At 45.3% G+C, this 19,812-nt stretch carries 18 protein-coding genes and 1 riboswitch; of the genes, 10 read left to right on the forward strand and 8 right to left on the reverse strand.

Translation table 11 applies throughout. The features are described from left to right. Positions 1–212: 212 nt before the first annotated feature. The 3 genes from V1498_RS09555 to opp3b all read left to right on the forward strand — a co-directional run bounded on the left by V1498_RS09555 (position 213) and on the right by opp3b (position 4,597). Positions 213–1,679, forward strand: a complete 1,467-nt coding sequence (locus tag V1498_RS09555; RefSeq protein WP_409298551.1) for a flavin monoamine oxidase family protein — start codon at positions 213–215, stop codon at positions 1,677–1,679. Positions 1,680–1,935: 256 nt separating this feature from the next. Next, positions 1,936–3,597 carry a peptide ABC transporter substrate-binding protein gene (locus V1498_RS09560; protein ID WP_409298553.1) on the forward strand — a complete coding sequence of 554 codons (1,662 nt, stop codon included), beginning with the start codon at positions 1,936–1,938 and terminating at the stop codon, positions 3,595–3,597. A gap of 73 nt (positions 3,598–3,670) precedes the next feature. Then, positions 3,671–4,597, forward strand: a complete 927-nt coding sequence (opp3b, locus tag V1498_RS09565; RefSeq protein WP_409298554.1) for an oligopeptide ABC transporter permease — start codon at positions 3,671–3,673, stop codon at positions 4,595–4,597. A gap of 56 nt (positions 4,598–4,653) precedes the next feature. Here opp3b and V1498_RS09570 read toward each other — a convergent pair whose 3' ends face one another. From V1498_RS09570 to V1498_RS09605, 8 genes are all read right to left on the reverse strand, one after another. Next, positions 4,654–6,186, reverse strand: coding sequence for an SPFH domain-containing protein (locus tag V1498_RS09570; protein ID WP_409298556.1), 1,533 nt, complete (start codon positions 6,184–6,186; stop codon positions 4,654–4,656). 12 nt (positions 6,187–6,198) lie between these two features. Continuing rightward, positions 6,199–6,729: a hypothetical protein gene (locus V1498_RS09575; protein ID WP_409298558.1), complete on the reverse strand. Its 531-nt coding sequence runs from the start codon at positions 6,727–6,729 to the stop codon at positions 6,199–6,201. 142 nt (positions 6,730–6,871) lie between these two features. Continuing rightward, positions 6,872–7,519, reverse strand: coding sequence for a thiamine phosphate synthase (thiE, locus tag V1498_RS09580; protein WP_409298559.1), 648 nt, complete (start codon positions 7,517–7,519; stop codon positions 6,872–6,874). Then, positions 7,503–8,315 (reverse strand): bifunctional hydroxymethylpyrimidine kinase/phosphomethylpyrimidine kinase, encoded by an 813-nt coding sequence (thiD, locus tag V1498_RS09585; RefSeq protein WP_409298561.1) that lies wholly within the window; start codon positions 8,313–8,315, stop codon positions 7,503–7,505. The genes thiE and thiD overlap by 17 nt, the downstream gene beginning before the upstream one ends. A gap of 13 nt (positions 8,316–8,328) precedes the next feature. After that, on the reverse strand, positions 8,329–9,132 hold the full coding sequence (gene thiM / locus V1498_RS09590) for a hydroxyethylthiazole kinase (RefSeq protein ID WP_409298563.1): 804 nt from the start codon (positions 9,130–9,132) through the stop codon (positions 8,329–8,331). Between the two features lie 131 nt (positions 9,133–9,263). Further along, positions 9,264–9,372: riboswitch (TPP riboswitch) on the reverse strand. Between the two features lie 78 nt (positions 9,373–9,450). Further along, positions 9,451–10,527 carry a Ger(x)C family spore germination protein gene (locus V1498_RS09595; protein WP_409298564.1) on the reverse strand — a complete coding sequence of 359 codons (1,077 nt, stop codon included), beginning with the start codon at positions 10,525–10,527 and terminating at the stop codon, positions 9,451–9,453. Next, the gene (locus V1498_RS09600; protein WP_409298566.1) at positions 10,524–11,615 is read right to left on the reverse strand and encodes a GerAB/ArcD/ProY family transporter; all 1,092 of its coding nucleotides are present in this window, start codon (positions 11,613–11,615) and stop codon (positions 10,524–10,526) included. The genes V1498_RS09595 and V1498_RS09600 overlap by 4 nt, the downstream gene beginning before the upstream one ends. Before the next feature lie 21 nt (positions 11,616–11,636). Further along, positions 11,637–13,163, reverse strand: coding sequence for a spore germination protein (locus tag V1498_RS09605; RefSeq protein ID WP_409298568.1), 1,527 nt, complete (start codon positions 13,161–13,163; stop codon positions 11,637–11,639). Between the two features lie 150 nt (positions 13,164–13,313). Between V1498_RS09605 and V1498_RS09610 the strand changes: the two genes are divergently transcribed. The 7 genes from V1498_RS09610 (at position 13,314) to V1498_RS09640 (ending at position 19,719) form a co-directional block, all read left to right on the forward strand. After that, complete coding sequence (locus V1498_RS09610) at positions 13,314–14,099, forward strand: hypothetical protein (RefSeq protein WP_409298569.1); 786 nt, start codon at positions 13,314–13,316, stop codon at positions 14,097–14,099. Between the two features lies 1 nt (position 14,100). Further along, positions 14,101–14,577, forward strand: a complete 477-nt coding sequence (locus tag V1498_RS09615; RefSeq protein ID WP_409298571.1) for a hypothetical protein — start codon at positions 14,101–14,103, stop codon at positions 14,575–14,577. Further along, on the forward strand, positions 14,567–15,118 hold the full coding sequence (locus tag V1498_RS09620; RefSeq protein WP_409299239.1) for a CBO0543 family protein: 552 nt from the start codon (positions 14,567–14,569) through the stop codon (positions 15,116–15,118). The genes V1498_RS09615 and V1498_RS09620 overlap by 11 nt, the downstream gene beginning before the upstream one ends. A gap of 171 nt (positions 15,119–15,289) precedes the next feature. Beyond that, a complete protein-coding gene (locus tag V1498_RS09625; protein WP_409298573.1) occupies positions 15,290–15,988 on the forward strand; it encodes a FixH family protein in 699 nt (232 codons plus the stop codon). Between the two features lie 165 nt (positions 15,989–16,153). Next, on the forward strand, positions 16,154–16,906 hold the full coding sequence (locus tag V1498_RS09630; protein ID WP_409298575.1) for a DeoR/GlpR family DNA-binding transcription regulator: 753 nt from the start codon (positions 16,154–16,156) through the stop codon (positions 16,904–16,906). Further along, positions 16,903–17,826: a 1-phosphofructokinase gene (pfkB, locus tag V1498_RS09635; RefSeq protein WP_409298577.1), complete on the forward strand. Its 924-nt coding sequence runs from the start codon at positions 16,903–16,905 to the stop codon at positions 17,824–17,826. Before V1498_RS09630 ends, pfkB begins: the two co-directional genes overlap by 4 nt. Continuing rightward, complete coding sequence (locus V1498_RS09640; RefSeq protein ID WP_409298578.1) at positions 17,827–19,719, forward strand: fructose-specific PTS transporter subunit EIIC; 1,893 nt, start codon at positions 17,827–17,829, stop codon at positions 19,717–19,719. Positions 19,720–19,812: the final 93 nt, after the last annotated feature.

Below are 19,812 nucleotides of genomic sequence, written 5' to 3' on the forward strand. Positions count from 1 at the left end.
ACTCTGCCTCAGTTTGTTTGGCAAAGGCTTAAAAGTGAAGGCAGCCCTTTCCTGCCGTACCGTTACACAGTTATACACCTTAAAGATAAAAGAATTAAACAGTGTTAGGAGTCCTGCATAATTCTATAAATAACTGCCGGTAAATTCCATTTATTTTCATATATTACTTATCCTGCAATAGGATAATAGAAAAAGGACAGGAGGATATAACAGTGAATGTGCATGGTTCTGTTAATCATCCTTATCTCCATTATGTGGATAAAGGTCTGGGAAAAGCCGATAAACCCATAAAAATTGCTATCATAGGTGCCGGCATGTCAGGGCTGGTAGCAGGTTCTCTTTTAAAGGAAGCCGGTCATGATATTACTATTTTAGAAGGCAGTGACAGAGTTGGCGGAAGAATTTATACCATCAGGAAACCATTCACCGCTCCTCTTTACTTTGAGGCGGGAGCCATGCGGATACCTGGAGTGCACAGCCTGACCCTGGCCTATTTAAGAAAATATAAATTGAAGGTCAACAGTTTTTACAACAGCACTCCTGAAGACTTAATTTATGTAAATGGACAAAGAATCAGGCTCAAATATCTTAAAGCGATAGGGAACGACCTAAACTTTCCTGTCGTTGGCTGGGAAAAAAAGAAAACAGCGCTTGAACTTTTTCAAATAGCTACCAGGAACCTGACAAATATGATCATGAAAAATCCTGAAGAGAACTGGAAATATGCTCAGAAACTGTATGGGGATTATTCGATGGATTTATTTTTGAGGAAAAACCCTACAGGTCCTTCCTTATCTTCAGGAGCCATAGATATGATGAAGGTTATGCTCTCCCTTGAAGGGTTTCCGGAGCTTTCGTTTCTTGGGATTTATCGTGAACTTTTATATCTATTTGATCCGTTTATGCAGTTTTATGAGGTAGAAGGGGGAAATGACAGGCTGCCAATGTTGCTGCTCGACGAGCTGAAGGAAGATGTGCTGTTTAGAAAAAGAGTGAGCAGGATCAGGGTGGAAGGGGAAAAGAGCATTTCACTCGATGCTTTTGACACAAAAACACATGAACCGTTAACGCTGACAACGGATTGTATTCTTATTACCATACCTTTTTCGGCATTTCAATATATTGATGTTGTTCCGCAGAGCTTATTTTCTTATCACAAATGGAGGGTCATCAGAGAGCTCCATTATGTTACTTCCACTAAAATCGGGATAGAATTTCAGAAAAACTTCTGGAGCAGAAATGGGTACAGCGGAGGACAAAGCGTTACAGACCTCCCCATCCGGTTCAGCTATTATCCCAGCCGGCCGGGAAAAGGAGCCAATGTAATGACCGCCAGCTATACCTGGGAGGATGATACTTTGCTTTGGGACAGCATGCCTCAGGAGGACTGCGTCAGTAAAGCGCTGGAAAACCTGTCGAAGCTTCATGGAAGTATCGTTTACAGGGAGTTCGCTGCAGGAATCTCCTACAGCTGGAACCGTAATCCTTTTTCCTCGGGTGCGTTCTCGCTGGCTAAGCCTACTCAGGAGCAGGAGCTGGGGCCATTCATTGCATCACCAGAGGGCAGGATTCATTTTGCAGGGGAGCATACATCCAATTTTCCGGCATGGATTGAAGGAGCAGTGGAGTCCGGGATACGGGCTGCCATTGAGATACATGATAGGTATGCTGAAAGGTAGGGTACTTTAGCAGCGTCCAATCCGATATCTAGTAATAGTCTAATCATTAATATATTGGAAACTAGCATGAAAGTACCATGTTCATGGGTGTATATACCTTGTTTTTGAAAGATTTTTTTCCCTGAAATTCCAGCAATGGCAAGCTTTCTGTAACTTCTTTGTAAATAGACTGTAAAAAATGTATTGCTTTATGTCAAATTCCATATCATAATAATACTAAATCTTCAGATTATTCAAATAGGGAGGGTATTATTGAATGAAGAAAAAGTTTTCATTTTTGTTAGTCCTGCTGCTGGCACTGTCCACATTCCTTGCTGCGTGCAGCGGAGGAAGCGACAGCAGCAATGCTTCACCGAAGGACAAAGAAGGGGACAAAAAACCGGCGGCTGAAAAGAAGGAGCAGATCCTGAACCTGATTGCCGGCTCTGAGATACCATCCATGGACAGTACACTCGCCACAGACTCAGTTTCATTCAACGTAATGAACAATGTTTTCGAAGGCCTTTACCGCCTGGGACAGGATAACAAGCCTACTCTCGGAATGGCCGCTGAAGAGCCAAAGGTAAGTGAAGACGGCAAGACTTATACATTCAAGCTCCGTGATGCACAGTGGTCAAATGGAGATCCTGTAAAAGCCCAGGATTTCGTATTCTCCTGGCAGCGTGCAGTAGATCCTGCAACAGCTGCAGAATATGCCTACATGCTGTATGATGTGAAAAATGCAGAAGAAGTCAACACAGGCAAAGCAAAGAAAGAAACATTAGGAATCAAGGCAATTGACGATAAAACCCTTGAAATCCAGTTGAAAAACAATATTCCTTATTTTAAATCATTAATGTCTTTCGCAACGTTTTTCCCGCAAAATGAAAAATTCTTCAAGGAGCAGGGAAAGAATTATGCACTTGAAGCGAACACAGGAGTATATAATGGTCCATTCACACTCAGCGATTGGAAGCACGAACAAAGCTTCCAGCTGAAGAAAAACCCTACATACTGGGATAAAGATACAGTCAAGCTTGAAGAAATCAACTTCAATATCGTTAAGGATACTGCTACCGGCGTAAACCTATACGAAACCAAAAAGGCTGACCGTGTTGGCCTGAACGCTGAATTTGTTGACAAGTATAAGGATGACAAAAACTTTGCAACATCTCCTGATACTGCTGTCTACTTCCTGCGCCTGAATCAGAAGAACAAGGTTCTCAAGAACAGGGATGCCCGTAAGGCAATCGATATGGCCTGGGACAAAAAAGCGTTTGTTGATGTAATTCTAAATAACGGATCTACTCCAGCCAATTTCCTGGTACCAGGAAACTTTGCAGCTGGACCAGATGGCAAAGACTTCCGTGAAACAAACGGCGATCTTGGCAAACTTGATGTTGAGCAAGCTAAAAAGCTTTGGGCTAATGCTAAAAAAGATGCTAAGTTCGATAAAGTTTCCCTGGAACTTTTGACTTACGATGATGACAACTCTGCTAAAATCGCACAATATCTGAAAGAGCAGCTGGAAAACAATCTTGAGGGCCTATCTGTCACAATCAAACCGCAGCCATTCAAGCAGAAGCTGGATCTTGAGTCTAAAGGAAACTATGACTTCTCTTATGCTGGCTGGGGCCCTGATTACCAGGATCCGATGACTTTCATCGACATGTTCGTTACAAATGGTGCTCACAACCAAATGGGCTACTCTAATCCTGAATATGATAAGCTTGTAAAAGATGCCAGAGGACCACTTCTTTCTGACCTGGATGCCCGCTGGAAAGCATTGCTGGACGCTGAGAAAATCCTGTTGGATGACGCTGCGATCTCACCAATGTTCCAACGCGGAACTGCATACCTTCAGCGTGAATATGTGAAGGATGTTGTAGAACACCCATTCGGCGGAGACTTCGGCTATAAATGGGCTCACATTGAATAACCTATAAAATGGATCGAGAAGAGTATGTGCCATAAGCGCATACTCTTTCGTTTATATGGCAAGGGGGCCTTAGATGCTAAGATATACTTTTGAGCGGATTTTGTATATGATCATCACATTGTTCATTATTGCAAGTTTGACTTTTTTCCTTATGAAATTACTGCCCGGTTCACCTCTCAAAAACCAGGAAAAACTTTCCCCGGAACAAGTACAGCTTATCAACCAGAAGTATGGGCTTGATAAACCGCTGCCTATTCAATATATAAGATACATGACCAATTTGGCTAAAGGAGACCTTGGCTTTTCATTCCAATATGACAACAGGACGGTCACCCAGCTCATATCCGACCGAATCGGGCCATCTGCACAGCTTGGCTTACAGGCGCTCATTGCTGGATCCATATTGGGACTCCTGCTGGGGATCATTGCAGCCATCAAACATAATACCATTTTTGATTATGGAGCAACCGTGCTTTCTGTCCTGGGCATATCTATCCCGGCATTCGTCTTTGCAGGTTTCCTTCAATATTATTTGGGAGTTAAACTGGAGCTTTTGCCCGTCGCTCTCTGGGAGGGCTTCACATATACGATCCTGCCAACCATTGCCCTTTCAGGATTTGTCATTGCCAATATCTCCAGGTTCATGAGGACTGAGCTTCTTGAAGTATTGAATTCAGACTATATCATGCTTGCAAAGGCTAAGGGTATCAGCCATCGGGGGATCATTTATAAACACGCAGTCCGGAACGCATTGATTCCTGTTATTACGATCATCGGACCGCTTGCGGTGAATATCATGGTGGGGTCTCTCGTTATTGAGAGAATCTTCGGTATCCCCGGTCTTGGTGAGCAGTTTGTCCGTTCCATTACCATGAATGATTATACAGTCATCATGGGTACCACCATCTTCTACAGCGCCCTCTTTGTATTAATCATTTTTGTTGTAGATGTGCTGTATGGAATTGTCGATCCCCGTATCAGACTGTCTGTAAAAAGGTAGGGAAGAGAGTATATAAAAAGGAGAAAAGCGCCGTTCCTGGCGCTTTTCTCCTTATTTTATTCAACTGGCGGCAGTTCGCTTTCACGCATCGGGTGGCTTCTTACTGCAAGCCTGTCAATGCTGCCGCGGATATTTCCCTTGCCCGACAGGTTTTCAATCAACTCTTTTACGTCCAGACCTGAGGATGCCTTAAGTGCTTCCTGCATGGTGGACATCAAATTGGTTGCATAACCGGTAATTTTATTGGCGCCTCCGTTTGCTGAATCACTGCCTGTGTCCACAACGGTGATCTTTTCAATATTGGAGAGCGGAGCTGCTACTTCTTTTGCGTACTGTGGAAGCATATTGAGCACCATGTCGAGAACAGCTGCCTGGCCGTATTGTTCGAAAGCCTCAGCGATTTTTCGTTTTGCTTCGGCTTCTGCAAGCCCCTTCAGGCGGATAACATCGGCTTCGGATTCCCCTTGGGCACGCTGGGAGTCGGCTTTCGCCACCCCATCAACACGGACTCTTTCTGCTTCTGCCTTAGCCATTGCTTCTACACGGTATTTGTCGGCATCCGCTTCAGCCATTTGTCTTGATTTGCTGGCAGCTGCTGCCTGTTCGACTGAATAGCGGTCGGCGTCAGCCTTTTTCTTTACTTCGGAATCATATTGCCGTTCTCTTCTTAATATCTCTTTTTCCTCAAGCTCGATCTGTTTTTGTCTTTCAATGATCCGTACCTGCATTTCCTGCTCTGTTACTTCCTGCTTCGCACGGGCAGTTTCCAGGTCATAGGCCTGGTCGGCCCGGGCTTTGGCAATGTCCTGTTCCCGTCGGTATTCCGCTGTTTTCAGCTTATTGACCTTTTCAGCCTCCGCAATCTCAGTAGCTCTTTCCAATTCTGAGCGTTTGGCATTTTTGTCTGCTTCTGCACGTTTGATCCGGGTTTCTTTCTCTGCTTCAGCAGTGGCGATGTCTGCATCACGCTTCACCTGGGCAATTCTAGGCTTTCCGAGAGATTCAAGGTATCCGTTTTTGTCTCTCACATCTTTAATGGTGAATGATACGATGACAAGCCCCATCTTGGCCAGATCCTGTGAGGCCACGCGCTGTACTTCCTGAGAAAATTTTTCGCGGTTTTTATATATTTCTTCCACCGTCATAGAGCCGAGGATGGAGCGCAGGTGGCCTTCAAGAACTTCACGTGCTTCGCCTTCACGATCCTGTTTGCTTTTGCCAAGGAACTGTTCGGCGGCAGTCGCGATTTCGCCAATCGATCCGCCAATTTTGATGATGGCCGTTCCATCAGCCATGACAGGCACACCTTGTTCGGTATATACTTCCGGTGTTGTTACCTCAAGTTTTGATGAGAGCAGGCTCAATGGCTTTGCCTGCTGGAAGATCGGCAAGATGAAGGCTCCGCCGCCGCGGATAATTTTTATGCGGTTGCCAGCCTCATCTGTATGTACGTTTTTGCCGCCCAGATAGCTTCCGGTTACGATCAAGGCTTCATCAGGCCCTGCGGTGCGGTATTTTTTAATGAAGACAGCGATGATGGCCAATAGAATGAAGAGCACTATAGCCGTGACAATCCAGATCAATTCCATAAAAATTCCCCCTTATAATAATGGCTCATATTCTTTCACAAGCAAAACTCCATTTTCTATGTCGATCACCAAAACGGATGATCCTTCCTTGATTAAACAATCATCATAGCTTTTGGCGGGCTTTGCAATCATTCCGCTGAAGCTGTCGATCACTACTTCTCCAAATCCTTCCCGCGGCACGGTGAGAATCACTTTTCCGACCCGGCCGTTCAGGGATTGTTCCGTATATACGAGAGATTCCTCTGCCTTGGAGAGAGGAAGTAAAACAAAAAAGTGCAGAAGGGCAGTCACGATAATAGATAAAATTGCAGACAGCGCAATAATGAGGAAGCTGTTCAGCTTTGTGGTATGTTCAAGCACAAGACCGGAGGCGGACCCGAAAGTCAGGAAAGAAAGAAGGAGGGCTGGATTCAGCCAAGATAGTGCAGCCTCGGCTGCACCGGCTGCATCCCCGAAAAATAGGTACAGCAGAGTAGAGGCACCCGCCAAAATTAATAGATACAGGTAAATCGTTTCTATGGGAATTCCATTCACTTCCACCATCTTCACCTCCTTTCCCACTGCCTTACCATATATACGGAGGAGGTTTGTAAAAGTTTCATTATATTACATAATATGTAAAAATAATTAAGTTGAATAATAATTATATGGAATAAGAATATGAGTCTATCATTTATCCAAGCAGTCAGGGGAGGACGGCTGTTTTTAAATCTTTGGCAGCTTTCTCTGGGGAAGCTGCCAGACTGATAGCAGAAATGACGGAGATGCCATCTCCTCCTGAATGAATCACTTGTCTGGCATTTTGACTGGTGATTCCCCCTATCCCCACGATGGGGGCAGCTATCCCGGCAAGGCGCAGGCTTTTTAAAAGAGTAGTGCCCTGTACCGGTTCTGCATCCAGCTTTGTATGAGTAGGGAAGAGCGGGCCGACGCCGAGATAATCAGCTCCATGATCTAGGGCAGCCCATGCTTCTTCAAGGGTATGCACAGACACACCAAGGATTTTACTGCCGATTCTTTTCCGTACAGATGAGGCAGATTCGTCTTTTTGACCAATATGAACTCCGTCTGCATCCAATTCCATTGCCAGGTTGATATCGTCATTGACGATGAAGGGAATGCAGCTTTTCCGGCAGATTTTTTGAAGCCTGCGGGCCATGTCTGTCTTGTCCTGGTCCAGGAGGGCTCCAGGCCCTTTTTCCCTGTACTGGAAGAGGGTTATGCCTCCGTTGATTGCTTCAAGAAGTGTAGTGACGGGGTCTGCCATACAGTGCTGGGAACCCATGATGAAGTAGAGGCGGAGCATCTCCTTTATTTCAGCTGAATCGTACATAATTTGCTCCTTTCCTGTGTGCCCAGTGATTGGTGGGCCCATGTCCGCTTCCGATATCCAATGCTTCCCGGATGGCTGCTCCTATAAACTGCTTTGCGGTTTGGACTGCTTCCTTTAATTCTTTACCTTTGGCGATCTCTGCTGTGATTGAAGCTGAAAAAGTACAGCCGGTTCCATGGGTGTTTTTCGTTGCAATACGGAGGCCCGGGAACTGCTCGAAGGAAGTACCGTCGAATAATAGATCAATTGACTCCGTGGAATTGCCTTCATGTCCACCCTTAATGACTGCGTTTTTGACTCCTAAATCAATGATGCGCCGCGCAGCTTCTTTTTTATCATGCAGTGTGTGAATAGAAAGCCCGGTCAGGACTTCAGCTTCTGGTATGTTGGGGGTAGCAAGCAGGGATAATGGCAGCAGGTGTTTCTTCAGGGCTTCCACAGCTTCAAGCTGCAGGAGAGTATGTCCGCCTTTTGCCACCATTACCGGATCGACGATCACTTTTTCCCATTTATATAATTTTATTTTTTTAGAAACCGCCTTGATGATGTCACTGCTGAAGAGCATCCCGGTTTTGACTGCATCAGCACCTATGTCCGAAGCTATCGAATCAATCTGTGCTTCAACAAGCGTCTGATCGACCGGCGAGACTGCCTGAACACCTCTCGTATTTTGAGCAGTAACGGCTGTTATGGCGGTCATCCCGTATACACCCAGCTCCTGGAAGGTTTTGATGTCCGCCTGTATGCCTGCGCCGCCGCCGCTGTCAGACCCTGCTATGGTCAATGCTTTTTTCATGATCATGCTCCTTTTATTTCGTTTTGGTGTATGAAATTTGTTTCTGTACCTCATTTGTGTCCAGATTATATAATTCATCCAGGAATTGCACCTGGAGGCTCCCGGGACCGATGGCAGCTGCAGCCGCTCTTTCGGCAGCAGCACCATAGAGGGTCAGGGCGCCAAGTGAAGCATTCACAGTGCAGGTTTCAATAGAAGAAAATGCACCAATGACGGCAGTCAGCAGGCATCCTGTCCCGGTCACCTTTGTAAGGAGCGGGTGCCCGGTATGATTTACATAGGCAGTCGAGCCGTCAGTGACAATATCATCCTTGCCGGTAATAACTATGGTTGTGTTCAGTTTCTTTGCAGCCATTAAGCCAAGGGTGTGGATATCCCCTTCACCGTCCACTGCGTCCACTCCTTTGATCACCCAGTTTTCTCCCGCAGCATGGGCTATCTCGGCGGCATTACCCCGGAGTATGGAGATTTTTACTTCATCCATAATCAATTTGACTGCGTTAGTCCTGAATTCCGTTGCCCCAGTCCCGACAGGATCCAGAACGACCGGGACTCCAGCTGCATTTGCTGCTTTTCCCGCTGTGATCATTCCTTTTATGAGCTCGCTGGAAAGAGTTCCAATATTAAGTATCAAAGCATCTGATGCCGCCGCCATTTCCGCTGCTTCTTCAGGTGCCTGTGCCATGACCGGGGAAGCTCCTATTGCAAGTAAACCATTCGCCGTAAAGTTTGAGACGACTGTATTGGTGATGTTATGGATGAGAGGGGAGCGTGCCCTCAATTTTTTAAGCATTCTGCCGATTCCTTCTTTTTCCATTGTGATGTCCTCCTTTTATAAAAACCTGCTGGGGGCCTAATCGGATTACATCCAGGCGTACAAAGGAAATCAAAAAAGCCAGATCCTCGGGCAGGACCTGGCTTGTATGCAAAATAAAAAGAGATGTACCCTCTTTCACTTCACCACTTTCCTACGCTGGCATAATCCAGATCAGGTCCGAAGGGTTAAAAAGCATAAGCTTTTCTCTCAGCCCGGCACCGGGCACCCCTAGCAGTTCAAATTATTTGATTATTCACATCTTAGCTTGAATCTGGAAAATAGTAAAGCGATATCCTGGGAAACAGGAGACAGTCCCCATTATTCGATCGTGCCGGTCTGGGTGATTTCCACTTGCACGTTGATATCGACAGGAAGTTCCCGGTAGTTATGTTTCCATCTTTGAAAGTCGAAGTGGTATGTGTGGCTGCGCGCCATTTCGCCTAATCCGAGAGGGTCGATATTCATTTTTTTGAAACGGGAAATCATTTGAACCGACTGGCGCTTGATTTGTTTTTCCAATGCGGTTTCAACACTGGAGACTACCTTTTTATCAGTCAATACTAATTTGGGGGCATCGGTTATCTTGCCTTTAATGGATATGTCTATTCGAACCTTAGGGGAACCATTGCCGTCAGTGATATTTATGTCATTTTTTGAAAACAGGTTTTCGACCGTTACGTAATTTCCGTCCTGCTTGAACTCATACATACCATTATTAAAGTTTTCATAAAGCAGCTTAAAAACAAAACATTCTTTATATGGGATATAGCCCACATAGCGGTCATCATAAAAGAGTGCGATTCCTTTTATCCTGATTCTGTCTTTTTCTTTTTTGATCAGGGGAAGGAAAGGGTCCTGCCCCCTCAAGTAGTAATGATCCAGAAAAGAATGAATATTGGTTTTCGGAATCACATCCTTGGAGTTATGACTAAGAAGTTCCTCCACATACTTAGCGGAAGTGTCAGTCACCTTATAATCATATTCGAGGAGATCTTCAACTTCTCCCTCTACAATTGCCATGGCCGTTGCCCTTCCGAGGGCTGGGTCCCTGCCCATGGTGGTGATAAGTGAAAGGATCCCGTTCTTTGCAATCTTTTTATTATACAGCAGGGTGTTGAGGCGGCCGGTCACAAGCGGCTCAGGTGATTCTGCCTGCAGCTTTTGCCTCGTATTTTTACTCGTGTGGCCCTTGGAGGCAAAAATTTCGTTTTTAGGCGGCGTATTTTCCACCATTGGTATGATCGGGGAGCTGATAACTCCCTTTATCGTTTTTTTATCCACATAGTCATACCCGTAAATAGAGACAAGCTGGACATCCTCAAGGATAACCGGTTCAAGAGTATGCCCCCCAATCAGCAGGATCATAAGCACGGTCCATACTATTCCTTTTTTCATGCTGATTTCCCTGCCCGATCCTTGAATTTCTGAAAGAAAAACAGAAAGGGGATGTAAAAATAAATCGTATAGAATCCCAAGCGGTTTATCCATGTGGAGAGCATGTCAATTTCGCCCCGGTCACTTAGAATGGTACAGACGATAAAGGTAATCAAGAGAATAAAGACCAGCCCGTGCTTTTGTTTTATGGAAGTCATCTGCTTGATGCCGCGGCTCGCTCCCCACGTCATCAGGCAGATATTCGGCAATATCACAAACAGCCAGATAGACAGACCCGCATACTCGAAGCGCTGGATAAACGGGAGATTTACCGTCTGCCACAAACTCAGAGTAGGCCATACAGTGTGATAGAGCTGCTCCTGGCTGAAGTAAACAAAAGTTACCAGTGCGGTGATAAGATAAATCAATATGGTGAATGCAATTCCAAAATGTGCCCATTTTTGAGAGCTTTCAGGTTTTTTTATAAATGGATAAAAGAAAAACAGAGTTTCAAAGCCAAGGAAATTGAACGTCATAATCTTGCCTCCCTTTATGAGTTCAAGAACAGAATGATCAAATATAGGCAGAAGATTGGTGAAATGTGCTTCCTTCAGGGGGAAGGCTTTCAACAGCAGAAGCGGCAGGGAGTAGATGACACCCAGGAAGCAAAGGCCGACAATGACCCTGAAGCCTCCCACCACCGCAAAATACACAAGTACTAGCAGGATCAGTGTCAGATACCAGGCGTGCAGGTCGGGAAACATCCAGACCTGGATAACCTCCACATAGCTTCTAAGGATAATGATAGAGAAAATAGTGATATAGGCAATCATAAAATAGTTCATAAAGCCCCCGGCCCATTTACCCAGAACATCATGATGTATAACAAAAATGTCGTTCTGCCCCCGGTTCAATATTTTGTAGCAAAGCCATACCAAAAGATGCATCGAAATTCCTGAAAAAATGATGGAGACCCAGGCATCTGCTCCTGCAGCTTTTGCGATATACCTTTCAAATCCGAGGATCCCCACACCAACCTGCATGGAATGAATGATGTAAAAGACAAAGAAAGCGGATACTAGTTTGTTTTCTGCTGGTTTCGGAAGCATGTCACGATTCCTTTCTAGTCATCATTCGTCAATGTCCTTGTTCTTGTCCGGCTTCAGCGGCCGTCTCGGATGATATCGTGCAGGTTCCCTGGACAGGACTGCATGTGGACGGGTAGTCTGATCCCGGAAAGGGAGCCGGAATAATGCATCCTTAAGATCTGACAATCTGAGGGGATATATCGGACCAATATACGGAGTGCCCAGTGACTTGAGTTTTAACAGGTGGACTAATATATATGCAAAGCAAATGGATATCCCTAATAGTCCCAGAAGCTGGGCGAATACCAGGAATGGAAAGCGCAGGAGCCTGATGGTATTACTCATTTTATAGACAGGTGTCGTAAAGGATGCCAGTGCAGCTAATGCAACAACAATCAGGAGCACATTGCTTGTCAGACCCGCATCGACAGCGGCCGTCCCGATTACGATACCGCCGACGATACCGATTGTCTGGCCGACCTTGGTAGGAAGCCGTGATCCTGCTTCTCTAAGCAGCTCAATGGTCAATTCCAATATGATGGCCTCGAGTATCGGAGGGAACGGAATGCCGCTTCTCGATGAAATCAATGTATAAAGCAGATCCTCAGGGATCATTTCATAATGATAGGTGAGTACAGCCACATACAGCGGCGTGGAAAGGACGGAGAACATGACAGCAAACAACCGGATCAGCCTGAACGCCGAAGCGATATGCCAGGTAAGGAAATAATCTTCAAAGGCCGAGAAGAATTCAACTAGGGTTGTCGGCCCCGTAATGGCACTTGGGGACCCGTCTGTCAGGACGGCAATCTTGCCTTCAGCAAGAACAGCGGCAACCCGGTCCGGACGCTCCGTCTCAATAAGCTGCGGGAACATGGATGTATTGTTGTCTTCAATCATCTGGGTGATATACGCGGTATCCACTACCTGATCAATTTCTATTGACTCAATCCTGCAGGTAACCGTTTCTATCATTTCTTTATTGGCAATGCCCTCAATGTACAGGATGGCAACCTTTGTCTTGGTCAGTTTGCCTACCTTCAATACCTTTACATATAGCTGTGGAATCGGCAGCCTCTTTCGGAGCAGGTTAATATTGGTCTCAAGGGACTCAACGAAGGCTTCCTTCGGCCCGAGGACAGTATATTCGTTTTCAGGAATCGTTATAGCCCTTTTTTCCTTAGAAGATGCGGGGACGAGCAAAACTTCCTGGGAGCCCTTCTTCTGGATGAGAATGCTTCCGTTCAATAGAAGTTCCTCTAACTTGGAAACATCCTTGGTAATCTGAATATCTTCCACCGGCATCATAAGCTTTAGCTGCTCCAGGCTGTCCATTTTTTGTTCTGAGAGGGATGGAAGGATATCCTGGTGGATAGTGGCGGTGTCTACCATAGATTTAAAATAACCAACAGTATATTCCGAGCCATGTTGAAAGCTGAGAAAATCCTTGGATTCCCCGCATATATTCAAGAGCTCCTTCAAGGAAAGCTCTTTTGAGCCGGTTTTTTTGGAGTTCGATTTGTTGAAGAGCCACTTCATAGGTGTATTCCATGCCTTTCTCTTAAGCATTTTCGATGCCGCCGCTTAAAGATAATCTGCCCCAAAACAGTCGATTCTATTTTGTTTTTCCTATCTTATTAAACTTCAAGTGGCTGCGAATAAGACACCATAGATTTTGGGACGATAAGGAATATCTAAGACGGCAGGAGGTGAAAGTCAATGGCCGCTTTTAATAGCTGGAAAAATAGAAGGGAATCTGCGAAGCTTAGCTTGTGGGGGACTTCTATCATACACGCCAGGAATCCTGTGATGGTGGCCCTGTGGTCCATGGCTTTCCCGGGCTATGGGCATCTTCTTTTAAATAAATATATCCGCGGCTATGCTTTGATAGCCTGGGAATTCTTTATTAATCAGGAGACGAATTTAAACCTGGCGATAATCTATACATTCACAGGAAGCTTCTCCAATGCCAAAAGCATCTTGAACCTTGATTATCTCTATTTATATATCCCTATCTATTTGTTCAGCATTTGGGACAGTTATCGTTCTACCGTAGAAATGAATAATATTTATTATTTGGATAAAAAGAGAAAAAAGATGGTGGAAGTCCAGGTAATATCTCCTTTTGAAATCAATTACCTGGAAAAAAGGAAGCCGCTGGTTGCTGTCTTGTGGTCCATGGCTGTACCGAGCCTCGGACAATTTTATCTCAATCATATTTTTTCAGCTTTATTTGCCTTGGTCATGACTCTCCTGATTGTGCACTATTCTCATTTTTTAGAAGCTTTTCACCTACTGCTTTTAGGGGACATTAAAGGCTCCACAGCCATGATCAAACCTCAGTGGCTCCTCTATTTACCGTCTCTTTACTTTTTTAATATATATGAAAGCTATGAAAGATCAGTGGAGAATAACAAGCTCTTCGAAATGGAACAGAAACGGTTCCTGCAGCAAAGATATCAAGGGCCGGTCTTTAGAGTGAAGAAAGGGATTTGGGTAAAGTAATATGCAAATCATAGCAACTTTCGACCATTCCATACATGTGGAGCTGGTTTTGGCCAATTTAGAGGAAATGGGAATCACACGGCTTGCTGCAATACCCCTTGATACATGCAGGAAAGAGGGGATTCTCGGTGATTCCCTGCATCAATCGGATGGGGTAACTTTTCTTAATAAAGGGATGTTCCTTGCAGTGATCTTTTCAGTTATAGGAGCAAGCCGGGGATTCATCCTTGAATGGGGGCCGGTTTATTGGGGTTTGATAGGTGCAGGTGGAGGATTCCTGCTTGGATTTCTGGTTGATTTGATTCTTCAGAAGCAAAAGCTGAAGGGATTTAAAACCAATAAAAAAAAGCAGTCAGAAGTAGTGGTTATCCTGGAATGCGAAAATGGCGCTGCAGCACGGATAGAACGACTATTATGGGACAACAGAGCTATGGGAGTCGCACTGGTAAAGGAGCATGCCCTTGACTATGTACACTAACCTTTCTTCCTATAATGCCATTCACCGCCTGAGGATCCAATTGAAAGATACAGCCGTCGATCACTGGTTAAGAGATGATGTGTTCAGTCTTAACTGGTGGATTCTCGCCGCATCTGTTATCGTACCCTTGTTCTGCTGGTGGAAACTGGCGGACAAGCGGCGTTTGGATGAAATTCTTATTTACGGATTACTATGTGCTTTATGCTCCACACTCCTTGATACAATTGGAGTAAACATGGTTCTTTGGAGTTATCCGGATTTACTTCTCCCGATGCTCCCGATCCTGGTTCCAGCTGACCTTTTCGTCATCCCGATACTCGGCATGCTCAGTTATCAATACTTTACATCCTGGAAAGCATATATGATTTCGGCAGCTGTATTGGCGGGGGTATTTTCCTTTATCTTTGAACCGCTGTTCATCCAGCTCGGGATGTTCCGAATCTATCATTGGAAACATATATTTGCGTTCCTGGGATTCATTCTAATCTTCCTTTTCAATAAACTGCTTACCGCCTTCATTTTCGCTAGAAAGAAGACCTAGCTTTTTCCAGCTGAATGTCAGCCATTTAGTCCGCGATCCCTGCGGCTTCTTAATTTCCACCTGTTCTTAGTTTCTTCACAAATTCTTGATGGAAATTAAGGTATACTTACTAATTGTATGAAATATATAAAGAAGCTGAGGATGACGATGAGGAAATTTAAAAGTATTTTTATGATTAGTATGCTGGTGCTGCTGGCTGCGTGTTCCGATGGAAAAGGAGAGAAGCAGGAAAGCAAAACTCCAGACCCGCTGGAGGTAACGATTGTGGTTCAGGATACCGCAAAAGTAAATGAAAAAGTAACACTGAAGGCAGAAGTGAGCCAGGGAGGTAAAAAGGTAGTAGATGCAGAAGAGGTAAAATTTGAAATCCGGAAGCCAGGATCGGAGGACTCTGATATGATTGCAGCCAATAATCTTGGAGAAGGTGTTTATACAGCCTCTGCGGCCTTTGATAAAAAAGGGGAGTATACGGTGATTTCCCATGTTACAGCGAGGAATCTGCATAGCATGCCAAGCCGGAAAGTAAAGGTGAACGGTACTGGCGGGAACGAACATGCAGATCACGAACACCAGCATGATTCGAATACACTGCTCCACTTTTCTCCATCTTCTGAACCCAAAACAGGGGAGGCCATCAAATTATCTGTTCACATCGAGAACAATAATGTGGCACTTGAGGATGCGGATGTTCGCTTTGAAGTTTGGCTGAATAATTCAGACAAGCACGAATTTGTGGAAGCGAAGCCAGCAGGAGCAGGAGTTTACGAAGCAAATCAAATCTTTAAAGCTGCTGGTGACTATAATATCAAGATTCACGTTGAAAAAGAAGGAATTCATGAACACCAGCTGGAAAAGCTGGTCATACAGTAACTGAGGGGGAGAGCAAAACAGCTCTTCTCTTTTTTTCTTTCTTTTTGATTGAATCTGATGGGTTCTTAATATATTTTAAATGTTTTTGATCGTTATTGATTGAATTTGATTGATTTTTATAAAAAAATCGGATAATATAAAAATGGTAAAGACGAGGTGCTGAAAATGCTCGCAGATGAAAGATATCTTAAAATTCTTTCTCTTTTAAAAGATCAGGGAACCATTAAAATGACGGAATTGTCCGTGATTACCGGTGCATCAGAGGCTACAATCAGGCGCGATTTAGCGGTGCTTGAGAAAAAAAAGCTGCTGAAGCGCGTACATGGCGGAGCCGCATTGCTTATGAGAATGGGTTTCGAGCCCGCCGTGGACGAAAAAGCAAACAAATTCATGAAAGAGAAACAAAAAATAGCAGAAAAGGCTGCATCTTATATCGTAAACCAGGACTGCATTTATCTTGATGCCGGAACAACGACTGCAGAAATCATCCCTTATCTAAAGGGAAAAAATGTAACCGTTCTCACAAACGGCATCATGCACATCCCGATTCTGGCTGCTGCCGGTATTCCGGCCATGATAGTGGGAGGAACGGTAAAGTCTACTACAAATGCCATTATTGGAAGCGCTGCGGTGCAATTTCTATCACAATACCGTTTTGATAAATGCTTCCTTGGTATGAATGGTGTTCACCCGGAACTGGGCTATACAACACCTGACCCGGAGGAAGCTCTGCTTAAGAAAACCGCACTCCAGTTATCCACTGAAGCGTTTGTGCTTGCTGACAGTTCCAAACTGAATGAAACGGCATTTGCTAAGGCAGCGGATATCAGCCAGGCATTGCTTATAACAGATTCAGCTGATGAGCCGGCTCTTGAACCATTTTTAAGAAATCCAAAAATAAAGGCAGTGACAGCATGATATATACAGTAACCTTAAATCCATCGATTGATTATATAGTGGAAGTCGAAAATTTTGTACTGAATTCCTTAAACCGGATTAAAACAGAAGCAAAATTTCCCGGAGGAAAGGGAATAAACGTTTCCCGTGTCCTGAATAGGATTGGAACATCAAATACAGCACTTGGATATATCGGCGGATTTACCGGGGCATTTATTGAAAACTCGCTGAGAGCTGAAAATATCCAGATGGATTTTATTAGTGTTTCTGAGGATACCAGAATCAACATTAAACTTAAAACAGGGGAAGAAACTGAAATAAACGGCAGCGGCCCCTGCATTTCAAAAGCTCAATGTGACAGGCTGCTTACAAAAATTAAAGAGATGAACAGCAATGATACTCTTGTTCTTGCCGGAAGCATCCCCCCTTCAATGCCGGATGATTTCTATGTAACCGCTGCCGCCATATGTGCGGAAAGAGGGATCAAGGTCATTGTGGATACAAGCGGAAAATCTCTGTTGGATCTCCTGAAGTACAAGCCGTTCTTGATCAAGCCTAATCACCATGAACTTGGCGGATTTTTTGACACTGAAATCAGCAGTGTGGAAGATGCCGTGGTGTACGGAAGGAAACTGACAGAGCTTGGCGCACAGAATGTGATTGTCTCAATGGCAGGGGACGGCGCTGTATTGTGTACCAGTGAAGCCGCCTACAGCGCAAACGTCCCTAGTGGGAAGGTAGTGAATTCAGTTGGTTCCGGAGACTCCCTGGTGGCTGGCTTTACGGGAATGTATACGGAGTCGAAGGATATCCTTAAGGCGTTCAAATATGGGATTGCTGCAGGAAGTGCCACAGCCTTTTCACAGGATCTGGGTGAAAAAGAGCTGATTGATGAATTGGCAGAGCAAATAGAAATTAAGGAAATAAAGGGGGCTTTCTAGATGAAGATTACAGATTTATTGAAGAGGGATACCGTCATCCTCGATCTAGCTTCCGCATCGAAGCTGGATGTGATCGAGGAATTGGCGTCAAAGCTTGATGAAGCAGGGCGCTTGAACGATAAGGAAGGCTTCATATCCGCCATCACCGCAAGGGAAGAACAGAGTACAACAGGTATCGGAGAGGGGATAGCCATTCCGCATGCTAAGACAGCTGCCGTCAGGATACCTTCTATTTGTTTCGGACGGTCCGCAGAGGGAATCGACTATGAATCACTGGATGGTCAGCCTGCCCATTTATTCTTCATGATTGCAGCAAGTGAAGGGGCAAACAATGCGCATCTGGAAACATTGTCACGCCTTTCCACCCTGCTGATGGATGAAGGGTTCCGGAAGAAGCTTCTGGCAGCATCGTCATCAGATGAAGTGGTGGCAGTCATTGATCAAAAGGAAAATGAAGCGCTTTCGGAAGAAGAACCACAGGATGACAGCAAGTCTTCCGCTCCTTCCAGACGTGTCCTTGCTGTAACTGCCTGCCCTACCGGAATTGCCCATACTTATATGGCAGCCGATTCACTGAAAGCAAAGGCAAAGGAAATGGGTGTGGATATCAAGGTTGAAACCAACGGCTCAACCGGGATTAAAAATGGGTTAACGCAGGCTGAAATTGATGAAGCCGCAGCCATCATAGTAGCTGCTGACAAGCAGGTGGAAATGGACCGTTTCAATGGCAAGCCTGTAATCATTGTGCCGGTTGCCCAGGGTATCAGAAAGCCGCAGGAACTTATCGACCGTGCGCTTAGACAGGATGCTCCGATCTACAAAGGTTCCGGCAGTCTTGGCAAGGAATCGAAATCTGGCGGCTCAGTGGGTTCGGGGATTTATAAGCACCTGATGAGCGGTGTCAGCAATATGCTGCCATTCGTCGTCGGCGGCGGTATCCTGATTGCCCTTTCCTTCCTGTTTGGGATAAATTCTGCCAATCCGGATGATCCAAGTTACCATCCATTAGCAAAAGCTCTCATGGATATTGGCGGAGGTGCAAGCGGTGCATTCTTCTTCCTTGTTCCCGTGCTTGCCGGTTTCATAGCAAGCAGCATCGCTGACCGGCCTGGCTTTGCACCCGGGATGGTAGGCGGACTCCTGGCTGCGCAGGCTGGAGCAGGTTTCCTGGGGGGCTTGATTGCCGGATTCCTTGCAGGTTACGTTGTTCTCGGCTTGAAGGCGGTATTCAATAAACTGCCGCAGCAGGTTGAAGGTTTGAAGCCTGTTTTGCTTTATCCATTGTTTGGGATATTGATCACCGGATTGATCATGATGTTTGTCATCAACGACCCTGTTACAGCTATTAACAAAGGAATGACTTCATGGCTGAACGGTCTTTCCGGTACTAATAAAATTTTCCTTGGCATCATCCTTGGCGGCATGATGGCGGTGGATATGGGAGGGCCGATCAATAAAGCGGCTTTCACATTTGGCATTGCGGCCATCGAAGCAGGCAGCCTGGGTGCCCATGCGGCGGTAATGGCAGGAGGTATGGTGCCTCCGCTTGGGATCGCCCTTGCCACCACATTCTTTAAACACAAATTCACGGATTCTGAACGAAAATCAGGAGTCACGAATTACTTTCTGGGTGCATCTTTCATAACTGAAGGGGCCATTCCATTCGCAGCGGCAGATCCTCTCCGGGTCATTGTCAGCTCTGTAGCGGGGGCAGCCATCGCCGGTGCTCTGACCATGTTCTTCAATGTGACACTTCAGGCTCCGCACGGCGGCATATTCGCCATTTTCCTGGCTGTTAATCATAAATTGCTTTATATCCTTGCCATATTAATCGGATCTGCAATAACTGCAATCCTGCTTGGGCTATGGAAAAAGAAGCCGGAAGTTAAATAAGGTAAGAAGGCTGGCTGCACAGAGATGCGGCCGCCTTTTTTGTGAGCGCAGATCGTGAGAGTTATAGTAAAATAAAATTATAGACTACATATG

Origin of the sequence: Paraperibacillus marinus, assembly GCF_046237605.1 — a bacterium.
Classification (GTDB): domain Bacteria; phylum Bacillota; class Bacilli; order Bacillales; family DSM-1321; genus Paraperibacillus; species Paraperibacillus marinus.